This is a genomic window from Serratia plymuthica, from assembly GCF_018336935.1.
In the GTDB taxonomy this organism is placed as follows: domain Bacteria; phylum Pseudomonadota; class Gammaproteobacteria; order Enterobacterales; family Enterobacteriaceae; genus Serratia; species Serratia plymuthica_B.
In genome coordinates this window covers 104,304-127,023 of record NZ_CP068771.1, presented here as the reverse complement: position 1 = coordinate 127,023, position 22,720 = coordinate 104,304, and the positions used below count along the sequence as shown (strand labels likewise).

General features: G+C 49.3%; 20 protein-coding genes and 3 pseudogenes. 14 read left to right on the top strand and 9 right to left on the bottom strand.

The window, feature by feature from the left end:
- Positions 1-63 precede the first annotated feature (63 nt).
- From JK621_RS00610 to JK621_RS00585, 6 genes are all read right to left on the bottom strand, one after another.
- Positions 64-666: a DUF3085 domain-containing protein gene (locus JK621_RS00610; RefSeq protein ID WP_212558232.1), complete on the bottom strand. Its 603-nt coding sequence runs from the start codon at positions 664-666 to the stop codon at positions 64-66.
- A gap of 87 nt (positions 667-753) precedes the next feature.
- A complete protein-coding gene (locus JK621_RS00605; protein WP_212558231.1) occupies positions 754-1,239 on the bottom strand; it encodes a hypothetical protein in 486 nt (161 codons plus the stop codon).
- A gap of 121 nt (positions 1,240-1,360) precedes the next feature.
- Positions 1,361-1,888, bottom strand: a complete 528-nt coding sequence (locus JK621_RS00600; RefSeq protein WP_212558230.1) for a hypothetical protein — start codon at positions 1,886-1,888, stop codon at positions 1,361-1,363.
- Between the two features lie 96 nt (positions 1,889-1,984).
- The gene (locus JK621_RS00595) at positions 1,985-2,359 is read right to left on the bottom strand and encodes a hypothetical protein (protein ID WP_172906286.1); all 375 of its coding nucleotides are present in this window, start codon (positions 2,357-2,359) and stop codon (positions 1,985-1,987) included.
- A gap of 90 nt (positions 2,360-2,449) precedes the next feature.
- Positions 2,450-2,788, bottom strand: coding sequence for a hypothetical protein (locus JK621_RS00590; protein WP_212558229.1), 339 nt, complete (start codon positions 2,786-2,788; stop codon positions 2,450-2,452).
- A 560-nt stretch (positions 2,789-3,348) separates the two neighbouring features.
- Positions 3,349-4,248, bottom strand: coding sequence for an integrase domain-containing protein (locus JK621_RS00585; RefSeq protein WP_212558228.1), 900 nt, complete (start codon positions 4,246-4,248; stop codon positions 3,349-3,351).
- A gap of 2,861 nt (positions 4,249-7,109) precedes the next feature.
- Between JK621_RS00585 and JK621_RS00580 the strand changes: the two genes are divergently transcribed.
- A complete protein-coding gene (locus tag JK621_RS00580; protein WP_212558227.1) occupies positions 7,110-7,874 on the top strand; it encodes a hypothetical protein in 765 nt (254 codons plus the stop codon).
- Positions 7,875-8,126: 252 nt separating this feature from the next.
- Here JK621_RS00580 and JK621_RS00575 read toward each other — a convergent pair whose 3' ends face one another.
- Positions 8,127-8,489: a hypothetical protein gene (locus JK621_RS00575; RefSeq protein WP_212558226.1), complete on the bottom strand. Its 363-nt coding sequence runs from the start codon at positions 8,487-8,489 to the stop codon at positions 8,127-8,129.
- Positions 8,490-8,672: 183 nt separating this feature from the next.
- Here JK621_RS00575 and JK621_RS00570 point away from each other — a divergent pair.
- From JK621_RS00570 to JK621_RS00525, 10 genes and pseudogenes are all read left to right on the top strand, one after another.
- Positions 8,673-9,885 (top strand): IS3 family transposase gene (locus tag JK621_RS00570; RefSeq protein WP_212558225.1). Its coding sequence is split into 2 segments (ribosomal slippage): positions 8,673-8,989 and positions 8,988-9,885, totalling 1,215 coding nucleotides; the frame shifts between segments, so codons are not numbered across the junction.
- A 575-nt stretch (positions 9,886-10,460) separates the two neighbouring features.
- Positions 10,461-10,623: pseudogene (locus JK621_RS25555) on the top strand (SDR family oxidoreductase); the annotation flags it as partial.
- 88 nt (positions 10,624-10,711) lie between these two features.
- The gene (locus JK621_RS00560; protein ID WP_212558224.1) at positions 10,712-11,530 is read left to right on the top strand and encodes an SDR family oxidoreductase; all 819 of its coding nucleotides are present in this window, start codon (positions 10,712-10,714) and stop codon (positions 11,528-11,530) included.
- Between the two features lie 441 nt (positions 11,531-11,971).
- Positions 11,972-12,745, top strand: a complete 774-nt coding sequence (locus JK621_RS00555; protein WP_212558223.1) for an SDR family oxidoreductase — start codon at positions 11,972-11,974, stop codon at positions 12,743-12,745.
- Between the two features lie 109 nt (positions 12,746-12,854).
- Positions 12,855-13,613 carry a type 1 glutamine amidotransferase domain-containing protein gene (locus JK621_RS00550; RefSeq protein ID WP_006319324.1) on the top strand — a complete coding sequence of 253 codons (759 nt, stop codon included), beginning with the start codon at positions 12,855-12,857 and terminating at the stop codon, positions 13,611-13,613.
- A 67-nt stretch (positions 13,614-13,680) separates the two neighbouring features.
- Positions 13,681-13,950 (top strand): hypothetical protein, encoded by a 270-nt coding sequence (locus JK621_RS00545; protein WP_212558222.1) that lies wholly within the window; start codon positions 13,681-13,683, stop codon positions 13,948-13,950.
- Positions 13,943-15,712, top strand: coding sequence for a monovalent cation:proton antiporter-2 (CPA2) family protein (locus JK621_RS00540; RefSeq protein ID WP_212558221.1), 1,770 nt, complete (start codon positions 13,943-13,945; stop codon positions 15,710-15,712). Before JK621_RS00545 ends, JK621_RS00540 begins: the two co-directional genes overlap by 8 nt.
- A 5-nt stretch (positions 15,713-15,717) precedes the next feature.
- Positions 15,718-16,299 (top strand): DUF924 family protein, encoded by a 582-nt coding sequence (locus JK621_RS00535; RefSeq protein ID WP_212558220.1) that lies wholly within the window; start codon positions 15,718-15,720, stop codon positions 16,297-16,299.
- A 127-nt stretch (positions 16,300-16,426) separates the two neighbouring features.
- Complete coding sequence (locus JK621_RS00530) at positions 16,427-17,368, top strand: LysR family transcriptional regulator (protein WP_212558219.1); 942 nt, start codon at positions 16,427-16,429, stop codon at positions 17,366-17,368.
- Between the two features lie 765 nt (positions 17,369-18,133).
- Complete coding sequence (locus JK621_RS00525; RefSeq protein ID WP_212558218.1) at positions 18,134-18,496, top strand: transposase; 363 nt, start codon at positions 18,134-18,136, stop codon at positions 18,494-18,496.
- Here JK621_RS00525 and JK621_RS00520 read toward each other — a convergent pair.
- A pseudogene (locus JK621_RS00520) lies at positions 18,477-19,731 on the bottom strand (IS3 family transposase). The gene JK621_RS00525 and the pseudogene JK621_RS00520 overlap by 20 nt on opposite strands.
- 4 nt (positions 19,732-19,735) lie before the next feature.
- Here JK621_RS00520 and JK621_RS00515 point away from each other — a divergent pair.
- From JK621_RS00515 to JK621_RS00505, 3 genes and pseudogenes are all read left to right on the top strand, one after another.
- Positions 19,736-20,022 (top strand): annotated as a pseudogene (locus tag JK621_RS00515) (transposase); the annotation flags it as partial.
- 81 nt (positions 20,023-20,103) lie between these two features.
- A complete protein-coding gene (locus JK621_RS00510; protein ID WP_212558216.1) occupies positions 20,104-20,799 on the top strand; it encodes an IS6 family transposase in 696 nt (231 codons plus the stop codon).
- A gap of 282 nt (positions 20,800-21,081) precedes the next feature.
- Positions 21,082-21,252, top strand: coding sequence for a hypothetical protein (locus tag JK621_RS00505; protein ID WP_212558215.1), 171 nt, complete (start codon positions 21,082-21,084; stop codon positions 21,250-21,252).
- A gap of 28 nt (positions 21,253-21,280) precedes the next feature.
- Here JK621_RS00505 and JK621_RS00500 read toward each other — a convergent pair whose 3' ends face one another.
- The gene (locus tag JK621_RS00500; protein ID WP_212558214.1) at positions 21,281-22,663 is read right to left on the bottom strand and encodes a carbohydrate porin; all 1,383 of its coding nucleotides are present in this window, start codon (positions 22,661-22,663) and stop codon (positions 21,281-21,283) included.
- Positions 22,664-22,720 lie beyond the last annotated feature (57 nt).

Sequence of the window (22,720 nt, the reverse complement as noted above, 5' to 3'; positions counted from 1 at the left end):
TAAGGCGCACTCCTCCCCTGGCGGCGAAGAATACGCCCCAGGGGACAAAGAATGGGTTAACGATTAACGTGCAGGGAAACGGATCGCCCCTTCCGCATTAACCGTGTCAGCCAGGTGATACAGACATTCGAACATCGAGAGGAATTCCTCCCTGTCGTCCGGTTTCGCCCGTTTAGCGTCGGTATGACTGGCGATCGCCAGCAGGTCGATGGCGCTGACGCGCCAGCGTTTGTACTCCGCGTTGCCCACGCATGCCCGGTAATGGACATGAGCCAGGCGCTGCATGCAGTTAATGATATGACGGTACTCGGCCACCGGCACCCAGGTGACGGGTGACTCATGCACATGGATCTGGTCGTGCAGCACGTGTATCCAGAGCTCAAAGCCGTCTGAAAATATTCGTTCTATGCTTTCGTCGGTCAGCTGCAGATGCTCACAAAAGTCGTCGCCTCCCACCAACACGCGGGAGGTTTCGTACCAGGCGTCATCCTTTTCCGGATGACAGCCATCGGCATACGCTATGTGCTTCACGCGGCCCGTATCGCCACGTTCGGCCACGGCTGATATCAGGTAAACACCGTCGTCTTTGGCCAACACCAGTTCGCACTGATTGGCCTTAACTTCGGCTACGACCAGGCGCAATGCCTCAGGGTCAAAGTGCAACATGTTAAGTCTCCTTAAAAAGCGGAGACGGCTTCCCCCGGAGAGGAAGCCCCTCCTGGGAAATAAAACGTTATGGCCAGCGCGGTGGTGTTACCACGATGCCCGGAAGTAAAGGTGATCCCGACTAAAGTCGAAGCCGGTCAGTACGCTGTTAACGTACGTCTTCAGTGAGTCGACCAGCATCCAGTACACATCGCCGTAGTCGCGGCATTCAGAAGGGAACTCCTCATGGCAGTTCGCTTCATTCAATCGTGACAACAGCATCTGCAGCATCTGGACATCGTTGCGGTCGAACGCTATCAGCTCGCCACTTTTGACGTCCCCGACACTGTTGGCCACCCAATGCATCAACGCAGTAAACCCGCGAAAATGACAGGAGTGAACCAGTTGCGGCGGATGGTAGTGGTTACACGTTTTGTGGTTGTATATTCGCGGTGCCTGCGCGCAATCACCGCCGTCCTCCAGCCACGCTGGTGAACACGGCACCCAGTCGCCAACGGGTGTCCAGTCGCCGTTAACCGGCAACATCGGATAGTCAGCCTTACGCTGACGGAAAAAGTTAATATCAAGCCCCATGGGTCACTCCTCTCGATAAACAGACAGGAGCTCCCCTGCAGGGAGGCCCTGCCGGGTAATTAAAAAGCAGTTATGCTGCTGAATGCGCCAGACTCAGGCGCTGCGTCAACACTTCGTCCATTCAGACAATAACCCGCCAGTGACACGGCAAGTCATTGGAGTAGTCGATGAGAGTGCTGTACTTCGCCAAATAGAAAAGCGTGGAGTCATCAGTCATGGTCGCTTCATCTACATCCTCCGGAGCAACAAGTTCCGGGCGTTTGAGATGATGCCGCAACCAGAGTAGTGGCAACTCCCATCCTGGATATTTGGAGAGTCTGGTGTCGTTCCGCTCTATCCGTACAGAGCCCGGACACAGGTTATGGAGCAGTATCAGGACCAGTCGGTGAAAAAAGTCGGGGCGCTGAAAGAACCCCACACGTTCTTCGACGTAAGGCAGCGGTTGCATCGGGATATTTTCCTCTGATTCCGATGATAAACGTAAACCGGCTGTTTCGAAGATCATGCCATCGAACAGCTGGCCGGCTTCCGTGACACCTTCTGGTCGTGCCTCATACGGCAACAACCAGAACACCTCGGTCACCGCCAGGGTAAAATCAATCCACGCGTCCTGGGACGGTGGTGTGACAAAATACACGTTCATACTCACGATAAATCCTCCGGTAACAAAAAAATTGGGGGGATTTATCCCCCGGACGGGAATAAATCCCCGTCAGGATGTGTGTCTGTCAGGCTGCCGTGCCGATCACCAAACCTCGAGCTCGCCAATAGCTATGTCGGCTTCGACATAACGCTTGCCTTGCTCCACGGCCTGCGCCCAATAAGACGCGTGAATATCTTTGCTCAGCGTATCCAGGCGAGCCATAAGCGCTTGCCCGTTAGCGGAAAGTGTCGATATATAGCCGTACTGCATGACCAGCAGGAAACCACCAAAGGCCTCTCCCGCATTGATAACGGCATTTTCCACATCATTCAGCTCAGTGGGGTCTTCACGTTCAATACCCAATCCCAGGCGCTGGCAAGCCCGTATACTCATGAGCTTACCTTCAACCAGGCAAAGGAAATGAAACGCATCAAGCGCGGTTTTCACGTCAAGTACGTTGGGTAACTGGGTATGCATCGATAAATCCTCCACAAAAAGAAAAGCGGGATTTATCCCCATAACGGGTGTAAATCCCCGTCAGGGTATTAAGTGGGTAAACCGACAGCTCTAAAAGCGGTAACGCAGTCTGGCCAAATGCTCAGCATGTTGGCTAGCGAGTCGGTAAGCTTTTCTGCGCTCGGTATGTTTGCAAGCCAGCACAACATGGGTGCTTGCGTAGGTATATTCGGCTTTGTACCAACCTTTGCGCAGCGTCAGCAACGCGCTGACCGAACCATCATCACTGCAGATAACATGCGCGCGAACGGCAAAATTACCTGCTGCATTGACGTACCAGTCAGTAAAACGCGGCGGCGTCATGCGAAAAGGTATTCGCTGGACAGCCGATTTGACACGGTGCAGGGTTGAGAAGAAATCAGGAACAACTGAAGAAGTAAAAACAGACATGGTGTTTCTCCTGTAAAAAAGGGAAACACCACTCCCAGGGGAAAGGTATTTCCCTTGGGATTTGATTGCGTCACGCGCAATCATCATAGGTAAGAAAGTTAAGCCTTGTTCATCAAAACTACGATGACATCTACTCTCAAAGGCGGGCAGATGTACTACACCGTAAACGGTGTGCTTCCTTTCAAGCTACGGAAGCTTTTTTTTGCCACTACCCGAAGGCGATCCTCACAAGTGACTGGATCATTGGTGGCTGTCGACTGACAGCTAGGTCACCCGAAGGCGCTCATCACAGACCCATTGAGCATTGGTGGTTGTCCGAAGACAACGAGTAAGCATGTTTATTTTCCGAGCAAATCACTGATCTGTCAAGAGGGCATGCGCCCCTGGTTTTGGAATAATATTTCCTGTTATCCTAATAACGTAACGTCTCAGTACGATTATGATTTTGAGGTCGCAGCCCTGTGAGAGCTGCGACCGTTATGTACGAACCATCATATTCACGTATACAGTTGAGAAATTTTAAATTAATAAAATTCCGCACACTGAATGCGATTAATCCGTTACTCCACATCACCTTTGAAATAGACTTGCTTAATATAACGACCTCGGCCATCACCATGGCCCAAATCCATCGATACCAATGCCTCTGCTTCTACGCGACTCATTCCATTTTTAACATGATGAGTTACCGCATCGCGTGAATACGCGTATCGCAAACTATGGGGAGCATCTTTCCCTGTCATTCCTGCCTCACGAACAATATTCCTGTACCGTTCTATTGCTGTATGCAATGAAGGCTTATCAATCAGTTTCCCATTGTGTTCATCACAATGTTTTATTGCCGCATCTAAAATAGATAAAACCTTCTCACGATTAAAAATGGTCGTATCACGAGGACGACCTCCTTTCGTGCCAAAAACAACCCGAACACGCTCGTCTCCATTAATTAAAGCCTGGCGCCATGTTTTTAAAGACTTTGCTGACTGAACAGTTTCTTCCGTTCGCAAACCTACATAGCGAGACAACTGAACACCCAATGCTACCCCTGCATCTTTTTTTAAGACGTGATTTATGACAGCAGTTAACTTTTCATCCGAAATAGGAGCTTTTGTCCCATCACGGTTAGCACCTGAAATCCCGAGAGCCTGGTTGCTCAATTTCTCATGATTGGGATCAGCCAGTTTATTCCGCCCCGCAGCTGACATGATTGAACGCACTGCTGCCATCTCGTTTTGCAATGTACGGAGCGACAGGTTTTCAGCCTGCCGGCTATGAATGTATTTTTCGATATGGGTCGTCTTGATGTGTTTTACATCACGAATTTGAATATTCAACTTTGCCAGACGTTCAGAAAAACGGTCTGCAATTCTGGAACGGTCAGCAACGGTTTTAAAACTCCCTCGTCCCTGACGAGCAAGCGTGACAAGTTGTTTTCCTAGCTGTTTACCGAATCTGGACATTTCAATATCTCCAATTGGATACACGTCCCTCTACTTTAAAAGAAGCAGACGGATCTGTACCCCAATAATTTCAACCCCGACGACACGGTTGCTTTTGCGCTTCCTGCGTCTCGACTGGTATCTGTGCATCGGGGCGGCGAAATGTTGAGTTCTTGCGAGGCACCCCAGATCTCTGATCCGTTTGCTGCTTATGCAGAGCTGACTTTCGTCAAGCTGCCTCCAACACTACTGTTCGTAGTGTCGCCATCGATACCGAGTCGATTTCCTCCTTTTAGATAGTGAAACGTTCAAAACGGATTTCCCGTCGTAATTACGTTGAAGTGAATGAGTGTTTAAGACCGTACTGACACGGACTACATGTTGGTCAGATGGTAGTAAAACGTTGAAAGCCACGTCGTGCGTGGTTTGAGACGTTATGCGCTACGCGCGTCACTTGGTAGTGTCTTCGCCTCTTCACAAGTGACGCGCGCTCCTCTGCTCCCAATGAGACTCACGTAAGCAGCCAAATGTACCCATTGGCTTTACACGTTCGTTCAAAGGTTGCATCGTCGGCAACACGTCATTTAAGCCTTTAACAGCTTTAAAGAAGTAAGCGATATCAGTCAGTTGTGACTAATTTATCCAGGCAAGGACTGCCCAATGTAGATGTGTGCCTGGCGAGATAGCACCAAGGCATTGAGATGACTTTTCAGCAGCCTTAACCGCTCCGAATACTACGTTGGATGAGCGATATCTGCTCCCAAAGGCGGGCAGATGTACCACACCATACCTGGCGTGCTCCCTCTCAGGCTACGGAAGCTTTCTTTTGCCATCACCCGAAGGCGATCCTCGCAGATGGCCAGATCATTGGTGGCCGTCTTTCGACAGCTGGGTCACCCGAAGGCGCTCATCACAGACCCACTGAGCATTGGTGGTCGTCCGGAGACGACAGTACAACACGGAAAGATTAAATGATTTGACCTAATGTCGTCAATCATAACAAGTTAATTATAAAAAAACCTCTCATATTTTACGTTGATTATTTTTTCAAAATGCCAGACAAAAACAATAAAACCTAGGGGTAACCATCACTACAAAAAAAAAAAAAAAACAGAAAACCACCAATATTATATTACAAATATATTTAACGCCCTAAAACCAACAAAGACGCCAATCTGTTTAAAGTAATCTTCACCGACCAACTGAGGGTGATAGATCATATTTTCATTAAAGGCAGAGTGATGTTGAAATGAACAACGGCCAATTATGGATGGAACATTATTTACAATGCCATATGTGGTGGAAAATGTAAGGTCGATTACTTCCATATTTGGCGTCGTCAACCACGCATGTAAATTCATCTCTCCTACATCTGACAGCAGATTGTCCAGATTACTTTTTAACTCCTCTTACTCGTATAAAAAACAGGCCAATTTTCATAATCAGCATAACCTAAAGTATAATAAAACGGAGTTTGCAAAGCTTCCTGAACGAAATAAACACATCCAAAGCATTGTTGTGAAACCTCTTATGGATTATGTTTTAACCAACACTATTAATTACTTTTAGCGCAGTTTTACTTTTATCCACAGTCAGGAATGGAGTTTTACTCAAATTGATCTCAGGCACTTCAAGATTCCATTTCTTGGAACGTTTTACAGCAGCCATAAATTCCCGACTAATAATTCACCACCTTACCAAATATATTAATTACTTCCCTACGAATAACACCCCCTATAAATTAGTGAGACTGGCCGTCTGCCACCTATCCCTGCAAATATTACTAGCAGCAGTGTATATACATTCTAAGCAGTAACCATACACTACCTTTTTCATAATGGTTCAATCTATCCAACAACACCATCAATTTAGCAAAATTTACATGTGATTGTAAATCTTGGAATAGAGTAACTTGTGACACACGGCCACTGAGAAAATCACCCGACCTATCACCGGCGAGGTGATAACGAAACGCTGGAGTAAATACGGCGTAAAATGACTTAAAAAGGTTTTTGTAATCCTGTATTGGCACCACTAATATGGTGATGGACATATAAGCAGGCTCCGCAAAAAAAATGTTATATCCTTGGCCTCTTATCAGGTCAGAAGCTTGGTGTGAGCGTGAAATCAAAGAAGGAGCAGTATGCGAAAACCAATGAAATGGACGTTAATTGCGTTCGTAATCCTGGGTCCGCTACTCATAGCCGTTTATGCCTCTTTAAGCCTGTCGAATATATCTGGTAGACCGGAGCCAGAATGTAACTCAGTCGTGTTGTGTAAGAGGGGGAGAGTAGTTCGCGGTGCATTGCATTACACAAGCTTTATTTATCCCTTGGCCGGAAAATCAGACCTTACCCAGCCCGGAGTGATTGATACCATCATTGATGTTCATCAGCTTTTCGCTACCGGCACGCGGGGCATTTGTCAAACAGATCGATCTGTCCAGGTCGGTCGCAAAAGTTATTTAGCATAATCCCACCGTCTCTCACACGCACGCATTAGTGCAGCAGTGCAGCATATAAAGTTGTCAAGATGAAACGTTTCACTCGCAGTGATTATCCGTTGCAGGATTATTGGAAAGCACTCACATTACATATTGTAATATAAATCTGCTATTATAAACATCGCCGAATGGCAATGGGGAGTCGTATGATGGGCGTCTGCGACTCCCTGATTTTTTAAGCTATATAACAGTGTGCATCCGCCATAGTAGTTCTATGATTAATGGACAACTTTTTTGGTTATCATTTAATTAAATAGGCTAGGTATCTATGAGCAGAGAAAAACGAGCGAACCTCCTTGACATTAATGAAATAACTCAACGCATTAAGGTACAAAACCCCTACTTTGCTTTCCAATAACTCTGGCAAGAGGGAGAATCGTTGGTTGGTTCATTTACCTCTGAACAGCCACTCCTATACGAAGCGGGCTGTATTACAGCAGGAGAGTTGGGGAGGCACTTGGCCATATTAGGAAGCTGTACTGCAGTCGCACTGCACAGCGGGCAAGAAGGCTACTATTTGGCAACAAAGGCGCATTTCATTCGCAAATCGGAAAAGAATGTCCTACGCCAGGAAATGTTATATGCGAGAGCTCAGGTCGTAGACATGGATAAGCGGACGCTGAAAATTTCCGCTCAGGCATGGGGGAATAGCCCCATAGCGGAATTACATTGTGAGTATGCCATTCTTTCACCTGTACTATTCCAACGTACTTTCAAAAATTATGCCAGCGAGATATTGTCTACATCACCAGACTCACCTTATCGATATCCTGTTTCATTACATAGCCTAGAGTTCCATGAAAGAGGACTTGATGCGATTGCTGGCCCTTTATCACCTCAACAATGCACCGGTCATTTTGCCAACTATCCATGTTGGCCAGTAGCCATCATTTCACAAACGGCTTTTCAGGCCACGGGTGAGTTACTCAAGAACATTTATGGCCCCGGCATTCGATTTTACGTAAATGACACGCAATTATCAGCGGAAAAGTTGATTAGTGCCGATACGGAATTAAAATTCAGTGTAATATTAAAGCAAACTCAGCCTCCCTTGATACAGTGTGACATTCTGGTTTATCGTGATGAGGAAGAGATAGCCACGCTAACAAACCAGCTCGAACTGATATTACCCACAGAGCCATAAAGAGTTTCAACTTATGCAAGGGGCTTACAGAGTGAGACAGCACTGCAGGCTCCTTGCTGCTATAACACTTAACACCCCACGCCCAACAATTAATTTAATATCAATGGGATATATAATACTCGTCAAAATTTACTGTCTTCATTTCATTTCTGAACTCTCTTGGTGAAAACGGATAAACCCGGGGTGAGTTATTCGCATCAAGATACCAGCTGGTGCATCCGCTGGCCCATAGGGTATGGGGGAGTGCAGCCTTTATTTTTTAATTGTATTTATTTTGCGCAACTTCTTTGGTGCAAATACTCCCCACCTTACCCGTTGTACCTCACCTATAAGCACCAATAAATAATCCACTTGTATTTCTGCTATTTGTGTCACGGGCAGATTGCCATATGGGCTGTGAGGACCGGCTATCATAAAAAGGTTGGGATAACCGGCGATAGAAACAGAACGATGCGCAAAGGCCCCATTAGCCCATTTCTCATTTAAGGTTTCACCCTTTTGGTTTTCAATGACAATCCCCCTCAAATAGTCCATTGCATAAAACCCGGTAGCCATAATTAAAACATCGAATTCATGAAACAGACCATCCTGAGTATAAATACCGTTTGAAGTCACTCTTTCGATTCCAGCCGTGACTAATGTCGTTCTGGGTCGTTGTATTGCGTCATAAAAAGTGTCAGAAACGATTAAACGTTTGCAGCCTATATTATAGACTAGACCCTTGAATATCCAGACACTTTGACTCGCTTAATAAGTGATAGTCTTAATGCTAGTTTTAGACTAGTCATGGAGTTGAGGATGATCGACGTTTTAGGCCCTGAGCGCCGCAGACGACGTACCCCGCAGGAAAAAATGGCTATCGTTCAGCAGAGCTTCGAGCCAGGTATGACTGTGTCGATGGTTGCCCGTCAACACGGTGTTGCTGCAAGTCAGTTGTTCCTCTGGCGTAAGCAATATCAGGACGGCAGTCTTACCGCCGTCACTTCCGGTCAACAGGTTGTTCCCGCGTCGGAACTGGTCGCAGCCATGAAGCAGATCAAAGAGCTTCAGCGTATGTTGGGTAAGAAAACGATGGAAGTTGAGTTACTGCGCGAAGCCGTTGATATCGGCCGGCAAAAAAGTGGATAGCGCACGTACCCTTGTTACCAGAGGATGGCGAATAAGCTTCGTCAGTCGCTGTTTGCGGGTCTCACGTGCGCAGCTTCATGCGATAACCCACCGCCCGGCTGACTGGCAGGATCGCCGACGCAAGCGTCAGCCCGACGATACGGAAGCACTGAACCGTATCCATGCTGTTATCGGTGAAGTTCCGACCTACGGCTACCGGCGGGTATGGGCGTTGTTGCGCAGACAGTCGGAAAATGAAGGCGTCGCGGTTATTAACGCCAAACGAGTCTATCGGATCATGCGTCAACATGCGTTATTACTTGAGCACAGGCCCGCACTGGCAGTATCAAACCGGGCGCACACGGGCAAGGTAGCGGTAAAAGAAAGCAATCGACGTTGGTGTTCCGACGGGTTCGAGTTCCGTTGCGACAATGGAGAGAAACTGCGGGTTACCTTTGCACTGGACTGCTGCGATCGTGAAGCGCTGCACTGGATGGCGAGTACCAGAGGGTACGACAGCGCTACGGTACAGGATGTGATGCTGGGTGCGGTGGAGCGTCGCTTCGGAAACCGACTACCGCCGATCTCGGTTGAATGGCTGACAGATAATGGCTCGGCCTATCGGGCTCACGAAACACGCCGGTTCGCAAAAATGGTGGGTCTGGAGCCGAAAACAACAGCAGTGCGCAGCCCGGAAAGTAACGGTATGGCAGAGAGCTTCGTAAAAACGATGAAGCGTGACTACATCAGCATCATGCCAAAACCGGATGGGCTGACAGCAGCGAGGTACCTTGCGGAGGTGTTCGAACACTATAACGAATGGCATCCGCACAGTGCGCTGGGATACCGTTCGCCACGTGAATATCTGCGGCGTCGGACCAGTAATGGGTTAAGTGATAAATAGTGTATGGAAATATAGGGGCAAATCCAAGTTATTGCTAATAACAAACAGAAAACTTTAAAATGATGCATCTAAACTCCGCACTCATCCGCACCCACGCCCCTCAAAGGCGAGTTTTCATTGATATGTTTTGTTCATTCAAAACTGTAGCCGATGAGATGAATAGAAAAAATCCAGAAATTTAACAAAACTGTCAATGACGCCCCTGTTATTAATCACAAAAGAATCACAAAAACACCATTCATATTACTTTTCAGTCACATAGCAAATACCTTCCCCCTTGTAAATGAAAAACACATTAAGAAGAGCTGGGAAAATTATGGGTTTTAATGATTGGCTTTATTTTCTGGATTGTTTATTCAGACTATCACCTCTTATCTTTGCTATCGGAAGGTCTAGACTTAAATATCTAATACCTATCCAAGGAGAGTTCCATGGCGGTCCATTCGATCAAAAGCAAAACCGCATTCATCGCCAGTGGTGCCAAAAACCTTGACGGTCTGATCACCCTCGATTTAGCCGCTCAAGATGCGAAGGCCATTGCCATTCACTATAACAACGCATCCTCAAAAGCAGATGCCTACGCCGCGGCGAATCACAAAACCGCAGCAGCGCTTTTTCAGCAAAACCGACCTGACCAATCTCCAAGACACAGCGCCTTGCATCCGCCATCTGGTGAGTGACGGTTGCTGGACCACTGGGCAGACGATCCTGATCAACGGTGGCTATACCACCAAATAACCGACAGCATCAACGCTGTATTTTCGCCCCAATCGCATCGTGCATGTGAATAACGTGCATCTATTTCTTCTTTCAAAGGAGTTTGAATATGGTTGCCATAAGTCATCAAACCATCAAGAAAACATACCCTTCAGCGACCAGTACTGGGGCACGCCGCTTTGTTGGCAAAACGGCAATGGTGATAGGTGCATCGGCTAACGTGGGTCGGGCGCTGGCCGAACTGTTAGCGCAGGAAGGCGCAGATGTGGTGATCCACTATAATTCTACGTCGAAACAGGCATTGGCGGAAGAAACTGCCGAGACCGTCCGTAAATATGGTCAGGAAGCGTTGATTTTCCAGGCCGACCTTACCCGCCCAGCACAGGCCACGGCTTTATTCGATGCGGCGCTCGAAAAATTTGGCAAAGTGGACATTCTTATTAATACTGCGGGAAAAATCATACGCAAACCGCTCGCGGAGTTTGACGAAGCGGAATTTGATTCTCTTTTCAACGTTAATACTAAAGCCGCCTTTTTCCTGCTTAAAGAAGCGTCGAAAAAAATGGCGGATGAAGGACGTATATTGAGTTTTGTCACCACCATGGTCGCCGCTTTTGCACCGACCTATGCCGGTTACGCGGGTAGCAAGGCACCTCTCGAGCATTTCAGCAAAGCACTGGCGAAAGAACTCGGCCCACGAGGGATTACAGTAAACTGCATAGCACCGGGTCCACTTGATACCTCATTCTTTTACCCTGCAGAATCTGATGAGAATATTGCTTGGCTGCAATCCATGTCGATTGATGGAGGTCTCGGCAATATCCCCGATATTACCGGTCTGGCGCTCTATCTGGTTTCACCAGAAGCACGTTGGATGACAGGGACCACTAGCTTCATCAACGGAGGCATCATCTCTCCTATTAACTAACCGCCAGTATCACAACCTGTCCGCATAGTCGGATGCATCGGGTCAGCAAGGTTTGAAGTTTGCCGACCTGACATATCACCATAAGTAACGCTATTTATTATGGCCGGGGATCAGTTTCAGACTGTATTCAGCTTTCAAAAGCAATTTTTTTTAGCGACTAAAAAAAAACTACGCATAAACACAATCACGTGGCAAAAAAGCTGAGAAAACAGAGAGGCCTTTTACGCTACCGTACATCAATACTTCAGCATGTCATCGTTCGAGCCATTTCGAAATCACAGCCTCTATTGACAATGTGTTACCTCAATCAGCGGTTTTCTTTGGATAATTACTCCTAAAGATTAGTCTGCTTTTCTGGATTGTTTATTCGATTTATTACCACTTATCTTTGCGATAGAAACGTCTAGACTCAGTTTTCTACTACTATCCAAGGAGAGTTTCATGGCAGACCATTCTATCAAAGGCAAAACCGTCCTCATTGCTGGCGGCGCCAAAAACCTCGGCGGTTTGATCGCCCGCGATTTGGCCGCTCAAGGCGCGAAGGCCATTGCCATTCACTATAACAGCGCATCCTCAAAAGCGGATGCCGATGAAACCCTGGCCGCTATCGAAGCCGCTGGCGCGCAGGCGGTGGCATTGCAGGCCGATCTGACGACCGCAGCCGCCGTCGAGAAACTCTTTGCCGATGCCATCGCCGCCATTGGTAAACCGGATATCGCTATCAACACCGTCGGCAAAGTGCTCAAAAAGCCAATGGCAGAGATCAGCGAACCAGAATACGACGAGATGACATCGGTCAACTCAAAAACCGCTTTCTTTTTCCTCAAAGAGGCGGGTAAAAACCTCAACGACAACGGTAAAATCTGTACGATAGTCACCTCGCTCCTTGGCGCTTATACCCCCTTCTACGCCGCCTACGCAGGCACCAAAGCCCCGGTAGAACATTTCACCCGGGCGGCCTCTAAGGAGTTCGGCGAACGCGGTATTTCGGTGACCGCAGTGGGACCAGGTCCAATGGATACGCCCTTCTTTTACCCTGCAGAAGGTGCCGACGCTGTGGCGTATCACAAAACCGCAGCAGCGCTTTCGCCTTTCAGCAAAACCGGCCTGACCGATATCGAAGACGTGGTGCCTTTCATTCGCCATCTGGTGAGCGACGGGTGGTGGATCACTGGCCAAACCATTCTCATCAACGGTGGTTACACCACTAAATAATCTGCCGATATTCAGCAACTATACCGACGGTCACCGCATTAACGTTGCGGATGACCGTTTATTGAGATAATGACCGCCACCGCCGTTAAATCCACCCAGAGGGCTCACCATGTCGATATCCGATCTGAAAGTCGAAACCCGCTTGGGCAAGAAGCACACACCGAGCCGCATTCTTTCCATCGTCTCCAACACCGCTCAACTCAAAGGCTTCCCGGTCGGTTTCTTCGCTGAAGAAATGACCCGCGCCTTCCTTATGTTCATCGAAGCCGGGCATCGAGTGGATCTTGCCTCTCCAAAAGGCGGCGAGGTGATGTTCGATATACACAGCGACCCACGTACGCCAGACGGCGCCTATGCCAACGATCTCATCAGCCTGGGTTTCGTGCACCACGCCACGTTCGGGGAGATGCTGAAGAACACACTGCCCATCAGCACCCTGAACGTAGCCGATTACGATGCAGTCTGGGTCGCCGGCGGCGGCGGCCCGCTGCTGACTTTCAAGGATGACCAGGCGTTACACAAGCTGATCGCCGATTTCTACGAGAAGGGCAAGATCGTCACACTGATCTGCCACGGTTCTGCGCTACTGCTGTGGACACGCCTGTCAAATGGACGGCTGCTGGCCGAGGGCAAAAAGTGGACGGGTTTTACCAATGAGGAAGAAGAGCAAATCAACCGAACCTTCGGCATGACGCTCAACGAATATACGATCGAGAGCGAAGCCGCCGCGCTACCGAACACCCAATTCCTGCGCCGTGCGGCCAACGAACCCTTCGCTATTCGCGACGGCCGGCTAATCACAGGCCAGCAACAATACAGCAGCGCAATCACCGCCGAATTGGTGCTGGAAGCACTCGACGAACGTTAAATGATGAATAGGCACAACGATCGGTCTGTTGGGTTTGAACCCCATTAATGGGAAAGGAGGAAATGGAATGCATGTACTCATGGTTATTGGTGGTGGCCTGCTTCTTTTAGGCATATTTGTGCTGTTCGGCTGGCTTTGGGGAGCCAGCGCCGCAGGTATGGCGCTGGCAGCCAAATGCTTCGTGCCAGCCTGGTTGGCAATATCGGTGATCAATATGTGGGTGGGGGTTGTGCACGCAGGCTACAGCCTGCGCGCGGAGTTGCCCATCTTGTTGCTGGTTTTTGCCGTGCCCGCTATCGTGGCCGGCATTGCACTCTGGCAGTATTCCCGTGTCTGAAGCGTTAGCAAACGGCAGCGCCGGCGATCTGCTCAAGGTCGTAACATTGCTTGGTGCAGCCGTAGTGGCCGTACCCTTATTCAAACGTCTGGGCCTGGGGTCCGTGCTCGGCTACCTCGCGGCAGGCCTGGTTATCGGCCCCTTCGGTCTGGGCCTTTTTAATGATCCTCAAACGATCCTGCATACGGCAGAACTTGGCGTCGTGATGTTTCTCTTTATCATTGGCCTGGAAATGCGCCCGTCCCATTTATGGAACATGCGGCGTGACATTTTTGGCCTGGGTAGCCTGCAAGTACTGATTTGCGGCCTGCTGCTTAGCGGTATAGGACTCCTCTTCGGTTTTTCATTGGCCGTCTCCTTCATCTGCGGGATGGGCTTCGTCCTCACGTCTACCGCGATCGTTATGCAGCTTTTGGGGGAACGCGGTGATAGCGCTACGCCTCGCGGACAAAAAATTGTCGCTGTACTGCTGTTCGAGGACCTGCTGATCGTGCCCCTGCTGGCGTTGGTCGCTTTCCTCGCGCCGGCCGGTTCATCCTCATCGCCGCCCAACGCAATCTGGATGAACATCGCTATCGCTGCAGGCGCGCTGGCCACTCTGGTCGCCGCCGGCATCTGGCTGTTGAATCCGCTGTTTCGCATATTGGCCAATGCCAAAGCACGGGAAGTGATGACTGCCGCCGCATTATTGGTTGTGCTCGGCGCGGCGCTGCTGATGCAATCAGGCGGTTTGTCCATGGCCATGGGCGCATTTCTGGCCGGTGTACTGCTGTCTGAATCCACCTTTCGTCATCAGTTAGAGGCCGATATTGATCCCTTCCGGGGTCTGCTGTTGGGGCTGTTCTTCCTCGGTGTCGGGATGTCATTGGATCTGGCGGTCGTCGCGCGTAATTGGCCCCTCATTATCTCAGGCGTTCTGGCGATGATGTTGATTAAAGGTCTGTGCATTTATGGCGTGGCGCGACTGACGAAGAGTTCACATGCCGACGCGCTGGAGCGCGCCGTGCTGATGGCTCAGGGGGGAGAATTCGCCTTTGTGCTCTTCGCCGCTGCATTAGCCAACCGCGCATTACCCACAGAGGTCAATGCCAACATGACCGCCATCGTCGTACTGTCCATGGCCCTGACACCGCTGGCAGTACTTCTGCATCGACGTTGGCGCGCCGTTCCCGGCGACTCATTGGCAGGAGCCCAACGGCCGGAGTCATTATCCAACTCGGTCCTCATCATCGGGTTCGGCCGTTTTGGGCAGATCGTGAGCCAACATGTACTGGCCATGGGTGCGGATATTGCCATCATTGATCGCCAACCGCAGGTCGCGCGCGACGCAGAGGAATTCGGTTTCAAAGTGTACTATGGTGATGGCGAGCGTGCGGATGTCCTGCATGCCGCCGGAGCCCATCACGCCCGGGCCATTCTGATATGCATCGACGATCCTCGGGCAACCACAATGATTGTCGAGCATGCCAAAACGCATTTCCCTCACGCCCGGGTACTGGCGCGCGCACATGATCGAGAACATGCGATTGAATTAATCAAGGCGAATGTGGATTACCAGGTCCGGGTTACTTTCGAATCCGCCATGGCTTTTGGGCACGAGGCTCTGCTGACACTGGGTTCTTCGCCTGAGGATGCAGCCGATTTGGTGGCTGAATTACGCCGCAAAGATACCGAGCGCCTGGACATGGAAATCTCTGGCGGCATTTATGCCGGTAAATCGATGATTCAGGGCAATGCGGTCATTAAAGCGAAGAAGGATTAGTCCCTATGCCGACAACCTTATGTCAGCACAACAATGTCCCCGTCAAAGTGGCACAACGAGCGAGCGATGTCGTGGCGTTTTGGCGGCAAGTCGGGCCCAGCCAGTGGTTCAGCAAAGACCCGGCTTTTGACGGAAATTTCCGCGAACGCTTTTGGGCCCTGCATTTGGCTGCGGCCAGACGTGAACATGACGATTGGGTAAACACACCTGAAGGCGCGCTGGCACTGGTGATTTTACTCGATCAGTTTCCTCGAAATGCCTTTCGTAACACCAGCCACATGTATGCGACTGATGGACTGGCGCGGCATTTTGCACTCATAGCCATCAAGAAGGGATATATGAATACTGTCGAACCTGCTCTGCGCCTGTTCTTTTGTCTTCCGTTTGCCCACTCTGAAACACTGGCTGATCAGGATCTTTCTGTCACGCTAAACGCTCAGTTGGGCGCGGTTGAACGCTCGCATGCTGAAGGACACCGCGATATTATTCGACGGTTTGGGCGTTTTCCGCATCGTAATCGACTGCTGCTACGCGAAACCACAACACAAGAGCAGGTCTTTCTCGATGCAGGCGGATTCGCAGGTTAGCGGCACCGCACTAACTGAATTTCATACTGAAAAAAGGATGAGTTATATTCTGCGAATCCCGCCCCTCCCAAAGACTGATAGAAAATAGCGAATTTGCATTTTTCAAAAATAACAACGAGATATAAAAATGGACAGGTTCAACCAATATCGCGTATTCGTGCAGGTAGCAGAAATGGGAAGCTTTGTCCGAGCCGCCAATGCACTCGATATACCGCGCGCTTCGGTTTCCGCCGCCATCCAGCAATTAGAATCGCAGCTGGGCGTAAGGCTACTACACCGTACAACTCGTCAGGTGCGACTGACGGCCGACGGCGAACAGTTGCTCGAACGCGTGCGCCCCTTGCTGGCCGAAGTGGAAGACATCGACCAGTCATTTCAGCTCAGTCAATGCCAGGTTTCCGGCAAGCTGACTATTGATGTCCCAAGCCGCATTGCTCGCCGACTGATTGCCCCGGCGCTACCAGGATTATTGCGTCGCCACCCGCAATTACAGCTGGTTCTCGGATCGGCGGACAGGGCTATCGATTTGGTGCAGGAAGGTGTGGATTGCGCCATCCGTGTGGGCGCGTTGCATGACAGCAGTTTGGTCGTCCGCGCTCTCGGCCATATCGCCCTGATCAATTGCGCCAGCCCTGCTTATCTCAGTGAACACGGGCTGCCATCCCAACCGAGCGATCTCACCCAAGGGCATTGGGCCATCGGTTACACCTCATCCAAAACCGGTAAAGAGTTACCATGGGAATATGAGTCAAATAATGGCCACACACATAATCTCCATATACCCAGCCAGGTTGCAGTGAACAATGCCGAAAGTTATATCGCTTGCTGCCTGGCTGGCCTTGGGCTGATACAGATCCCCCGCTTTGATGTTCAGCACCTTCTGAACTCAGGGGAACTGATTGAGGTCATGTCAGACTATCGCGCCGCCTCAATGCCGATATCTCTTATTTATCCGCATCGTCGCCAACGATCCCGACGCCTGGCTGTTTTTCATTCGTGGTTCGAAGCCTTACTGCAACCACATTTGATAGTTAACTTAACCAAGGATAATGCTTTATCAAAGCCATAACTTACGTTTTCACTTACTCACCAATTAATATTTTGATTCCAACAAAGTCATGCTGGTTATATTTTTGCAAAACCCACAAAATCAACTTTCACTATTGGAGATTTTATGCGCGTAGATTACCTTAGCCAAGATGAGATACAGAAACTAAGAAACGTTGAGTTGATAATAGGTCACTGCGTGGTCATCTTACTTGTAAAAAAAATGAGAATCAGCGCAGAAAACATTCTTTCTCAAATAGTAACCGAAATGGAAAGCACCCCTGAAGAAAAAAATTTCAAGCTTTATCGAGATGCATTGGAGTTCCTAGGTACAAACTTGAAATAGCGCTAATAAATCATATTATTAATACGTCAACAGAGGGTTTGAAAACATTTTCACCCACTCAACAATCTTTTAATGGAGACAATCTGTCCGCTCTTTTCGATTTTTATATTTTTATATTTTTATATTTTTAACCAACATATACAATCGAGGCCAGTGACTCTTAAAAATATTCATGCCTATGACTGATTAAATAACAAGCACATCACATTAACCAATTAATTCAACAATTCCCTGATGACGTTCCAAGATTAATTTTTTCACGCAGCGAAAGGGATGGTTAACACTCATTCCGATTTCACGAATGGATATGCCTCAGCTTTCATAATTATCACTAATTCAGCTAAGAAGCACTGGTACTTCTGGAGAAGTGATAGCTGTCGACTGGAGCGGTTATCCGTCTCAGAAATATCATGTCCTTCGTGCCAGCCTTATCTGTGACGGATGTTCCATTCCATAACTCAGCCAGATTATTCCCTCAAAAAACAAAATAATACCTGGCTCAAAAATGAGTTTCTCAACGTGCTTGCCGCAACCATTAATCCAAAAGCAAAAATGATTATCATCACGGATGCCGGCTTTCAAAATTCCGGGTTTCGGTATATCAAGTCATTGGGCTGGGATTTTATTGGTCGAATCCGTGGGAATACCCAACTCAGGTTGAATGATGACGGCGAAACCTGGCTAAAGCTTCAAGGACTCAAAGCAAGCAATAAGTCGGAGTATCTGGAGCCTGGTACATTATCTCGAACTGAATATGCCCGCTGTAACGGTCATTTTTACCTGACTAGTCCTGGCATAGGTTGACACTTTTATGCCTGTAAAACGCCTGATGCACTGCATCGGGCGTTTTGTATTTTAGCGACTGGTGAGGCCGCTCTCTGTTGTAAATTTCTATCGATTCCCTCACCATCTTTCTTGCCTGCTCCAGATCTGCCGGGCGTGATAGCAAAAACTCCGTCTTCAGTATCCCGTTCACCCTTTCCGCCAATGCATTCTGATAGCAGTCATAGCCATCTGTCATTGAGCATATTAGCCCGTGTCTTTCATGGATTGACTGATAACTTGCTGAACAATATTGTATTCCTCGGTCCGAGTGATGGATCAGCGGCTGAGTCGTTTTTCTCTGCTTTAAAGCCTGTTTCAGAGCCTGCACGACATTGTCAGTACGCAGATTGCTGTGTACATGATGGTCCATAATTTTCCTTGAACAGGCATACGTTATCAGGCTCAGATAGACCATGCCATTCCGGGTTGGAAGATAGGTAATATCCGCTACCCATACCTGTTCTGGTCGCCTTACCACCACCTGTTCCGGCCCCGTTTTTAATAAATTGGGGTGTCACCGAAAACGGTGATGGCTGCCCGTTGTTTTATGGTACGCCCGTCTGACTGGCACCAACAGCCTGCGTTCCTTCAGCAGGGAGAACAACCGGTCACGTCCGACATGTAATGCATCATCTGATTGTTTATTAAGAAGATAATGCAGTTTGCGGGTCCCGATACGCGCCTGACGTACTCTTATCGTTTTAACAAAATCGACGATCCGGACATCACGCGCCCGCTGCTTACTAAGCCGTGTATTGTGCTGATACCAGGCCTGTCGGCTGTGTCCCAGGAACTGGCAGACCCGGGTAATGGTTATTTTTTGGGTCTGTTTTTGCGTGAGGACTTGCCTGGCCGCTTTTTTATGACACTGATCCCATAGTCATTTTTCAGCACGTTAACGACAGCATCAAGGAACTCCGCTTTCTGGGTGACCAGCTCAAGCTGTTCTTCAAGTTCCCTGATCCTTTGCTCAGGAGTTAAAGGGGCAGACGGTTGGCTCATGGGCAACTCCCGGCTGGAGAGAGAGAGGGAAGACCTGGGGCCCAGTTAAGGTGGCCATGCTTGCGCAACCAGGTCAGAACGGTCGAACGTCCCTGAATACCATAGCGCAGTTGAGCCTGTTTGTAGGTCATTTCGCCTTTTTCAACCTGCTCAACAACAGCAATTTTAAAAGACAAAGGATAGTCACGTTGTGTGCGTTTAAACTCAGCCATTATCACGTTCTCCGGATTTAAGTCGAAAACGTGTCAACGCTATTCAGGACGGGTCAACCTTCAGAAAAAAGCCCAAAAAAAGCGTAAAAACAGGCGGTCACGAGGACGGTTACATAATCCAACAACTCAGAAAGAACAGCAGGTATCGGGTCGGGAGCCTTGGCTGATATTTACGAGCACCAATGGTTTCAAGTCCCGAGAAATCATGAAGTTGTACAGCAGAAGAATGCAGATAGAACAAAACTTCCGCGATGAAAAAGTGAGTGCTTCGGATTCGGGCGTCGTGCCAGTTACACCCTACAGCCGGTCGAAGGTTCTGTCGCATTAAGGCGTCGTCAGATAACATGCTATTTTTTACGATGTTGCCTAACCATGTCTCTGAGCCGAAAAGCCTTTAAACGCCAGCATTATCCCGTCGATATCATCGCGCAATGTGTTCGTTGGTATCTGGCTTACGCTCTGAGCCTGCGCAATTTGGAGGAGATGATGGCAGAGCGCGGTATTACCGTTGACCATTCCACGCTTCACCGTTGGGTCATCCGCCTGGTTCCGCTACTGAATAAGGTCTTTCGCCGACATAAACGGTCCGTGGGTCGTCGCTGGCGCATGGGCGAGACTTATATCAAAATAAGAGGCCAGTGGAAATACCTATACCGGGCCGTGGACTCTAACGGCCAGACCATCGACTTTCTATTGACTGCCAAACGGGATGCGGGCGCAGCCCTGCGTTTCTTTCGCAAGGCTATTCGTCTTCATGGCGAACCCGAAGTGGTCACTATCGATAAAAGTGGTGCCAACACAGCGGCACTGGCCATACTTAACGGCGATAAAGCAGAAGATGAAACCATCACCGTCAGACAGAGTAAATACCTGAACAATCTGATTGAACAGGACCACCGAAATATCAAACGGCGAATACGCCTGATGTTGGGATTCAAATCATTTCGGCGGGCGCAGACGATATTGGCGGGTATCGAGGTAGTGCACATGATACGCAAAGGACAACTTCAGCGTCTTGGCGGGGGGCATTTATCACCGGCGGAACAGTTTTATCTGTTGGCTGCCTAAATAAACGGCAACACCATGTTTGCTGACCTGCCGCCGTTAACGTGACATAACCCGATGGCTAACCACACGCACCGCCAGCAGGCAGGGATTTATCCGCCGTCGTTCCCAGAGGGAAGGTAGGCTCTCAACGATTTTTTCTCCGACAAAAGGCTTTTATGTAAGCAAGGAAGTCAAATCAAGACATTTGATGCCAAAATAATTCAAATAATTTCATGTCACTAATTTATTAAGCAATCAGGCCTGGCGCCGTCGGACAAATATTAACAAGGAGGAACAAGCTGGATGACGCAACATTCCAGTAGTTCACTGACCCAGATGCCTGGATTTATCATCCAAACGAATCAGAAAATCGATACTGGAAAAACTCTAAAGCTGTGGCCAATTTTTGTTGACCACTTCATTGCGGAGCGCGCCAACCAGACCCAACTTTCCTTGATGGTGATACCGGAGTGACCGTTGATTCGGCCACTCCGGACACTGATCAGAACCAGGCTTCCCACATTGCGCCGACGTTGAACGAATCCAGTTGGGTATCGTCGTCAGTACCGTTCACGCGTGCGGTATGTTTGTTATCCACCTCGCCGCCGGTAACGTAGAAGCGCAGCATAGGACGGAACTCCGGCCCCATCGCAATCGAAATATTCTGCGACAGCGTGAGTTTCCAGCCGTGGTTATCGCCGCCCTGGTCGTAGTCTACTCGTTGGTAGCCCGCCTCCAGCCAGGTTGAATGCACGTCGTTCCACCAATACATCGGCCGCACAATCGCGCCGTAGTTGCGGCGATCGTCAGTGCCGTCGGCGTCGTTGGAGTAATCATGGAAGGCGAGCAGGTATTCCACTTGCGCCTGTTGAGTAAACTTGTAGTTCCCCTCGAAGCTGGCGTAAACCGCCGTCAACTCGTCCGTTTTGTTGTAAACGCTGTTATCCGCATTGTTGGAGTAACGGGCGATGACTCTATTCACCCCTTTGTCGCCGGTATGGCTCAGTACCACGCCGCCCTGCCAGGCTTTCAGGCGCTCATCGCTTTCCACGGCTTTGGAATCGAAGCCATAGTTGGCGTACAGTTCCAAATCCAGCGGGCCGACCTTCATACCGTGAATTTTCGAGGTCAGCGCGTAGTTGCCTTTATCGCCGGTTCCTGAACCACCGGTACAGGTGATACGCGACGGGTTGGCTTCGTCTTCCGCCACTCTCGGATCACAGGATTCGACGGCAGCGACGGCGGCGACGTCAAACTGTACGCCGCCGATATCAAAGTTCTTCACCCCCGCGCCCTGGCCATCGTGGGTCATCCAGAAATAGTCGTTGATGCCCTGTTGCGGACGCTGATGAAAATCGCGGCCGGCCCACAGATAGGCATTCGGGTTCGAGGCCAGAATATTGGTGACGCCGGCATAGGCTTTCTTGAGGTTTACCTCGTCACCCCAGTGGTCGAACATCACATTGACATCCCAGATTGCGCCGTTATCGCCTTTGAACGCTTTGGACAGCTGGAATTCGCCGCCGTTGCCTTCGTTGCCCAGGCGGCCCAGTGCGGACGCGCCGTTGTAGGAGCCGTCAACGCCGACGAATTTCTGATCGCCGCCCTGGAACTGCGCGCCGTAACGGGCGTAACCAGAAAATTTGACGCCAAACGGGATCGCCATATCCGGCGACTGTGCGGCGCTTTGCGGTTCGGTAATGACATCGGCTTTCTTATTCATGGCGGTATCTATTTTCGCCTGCCGTTCCGCCAGGGCTTTATCGACCGCTTTGGCCACAATGGCATCGATTTGTTCTTGGGTAAATTCTTGAGCGAGTACGGATCCAGAGCAAAGCGCGGCCATTACCGCCAACGCCATTGGCAATTTATTATATATTTTCATGGTTATCTCAATTGTACACACGTGATCTTATCAGCCACCTGAAGGCAGCTTTAATGA

Bases quoted from the DNA above. Each gene is read 5' to 3' on its own strand.
- JK621_RS00510 (WP_212558216.1), top strand. From the start codon at position 20,104: ATGTCTCTGAGCCGAAAAGCCTTTAAACGCCAGCATTATCCCGTCGAT.
- JK621_RS00590 (WP_212558229.1), bottom strand. From the start codon at position 2,788: ATGTCTGTTTTTACTTCTTCAGTTGTTCCTGATTTCTTCTCAACCCTG.
- JK621_RS00550 (WP_006319324.1), top strand. From the start codon at position 12,855: ATGTCGATATCCGATCTGAAAGTCGAAACCCGCTTGGGCAAGAAGCAC.
- JK621_RS00555 (WP_212558223.1), top strand. From the start codon at position 11,972: ATGGCAGACCATTCTATCAAAGGCAAAACCGTCCTCATTGCTGGCGGC.
- JK621_RS00505 (WP_212558215.1), top strand. From the start codon at position 21,082: ATGACGCAACATTCCAGTAGTTCACTGACCCAGATGCCTGGATTTATC.
- JK621_RS00500 (WP_212558214.1), bottom strand. From the start codon at position 22,663: ATGAAAATATATAATAAATTGCCAATGGCGTTGGCGGTAATGGCCGCG.
- JK621_RS00560 (WP_212558224.1), top strand. From the start codon at position 10,712: ATGGTTGCCATAAGTCATCAAACCATCAAGAAAACATACCCTTCAGCG.
- JK621_RS00595 (WP_172906286.1), bottom strand. From the start codon at position 2,359: ATGCATACCCAGTTACCCAACGTACTTGACGTGAAAACCGCGCTTGAT.
- JK621_RS00530 (WP_212558219.1), top strand. From the start codon at position 16,427: ATGGACAGGTTCAACCAATATCGCGTATTCGTGCAGGTAGCAGAAATG.
- JK621_RS00545 (WP_212558222.1), top strand. From the start codon at position 13,681: ATGCATGTACTCATGGTTATTGGTGGTGGCCTGCTTCTTTTAGGCATA.
- JK621_RS00610 (WP_212558232.1), bottom strand. From the start codon at position 666: ATGTTGCACTTTGACCCTGAGGCATTGCGCCTGGTCGTAGCCGAAGTT.
- JK621_RS00525 (WP_212558218.1), top strand. From the start codon at position 18,134: ATGTTCCATTCCATAACTCAGCCAGATTATTCCCTCAAAAAACAAAAT.
- JK621_RS00535 (WP_212558220.1), top strand. From the start codon at position 15,718: ATGCCGACAACCTTATGTCAGCACAACAATGTCCCCGTCAAAGTGGCA.
- JK621_RS00585 (WP_212558228.1), bottom strand. From the start codon at position 4,248: ATGTCCAGATTCGGTAAACAGCTAGGAAAACAACTTGTCACGCTTGCT.
- JK621_RS00605 (WP_212558231.1), bottom strand. From the start codon at position 1,239: ATGGGGCTTGATATTAACTTTTTCCGTCAGCGTAAGGCTGACTATCCG.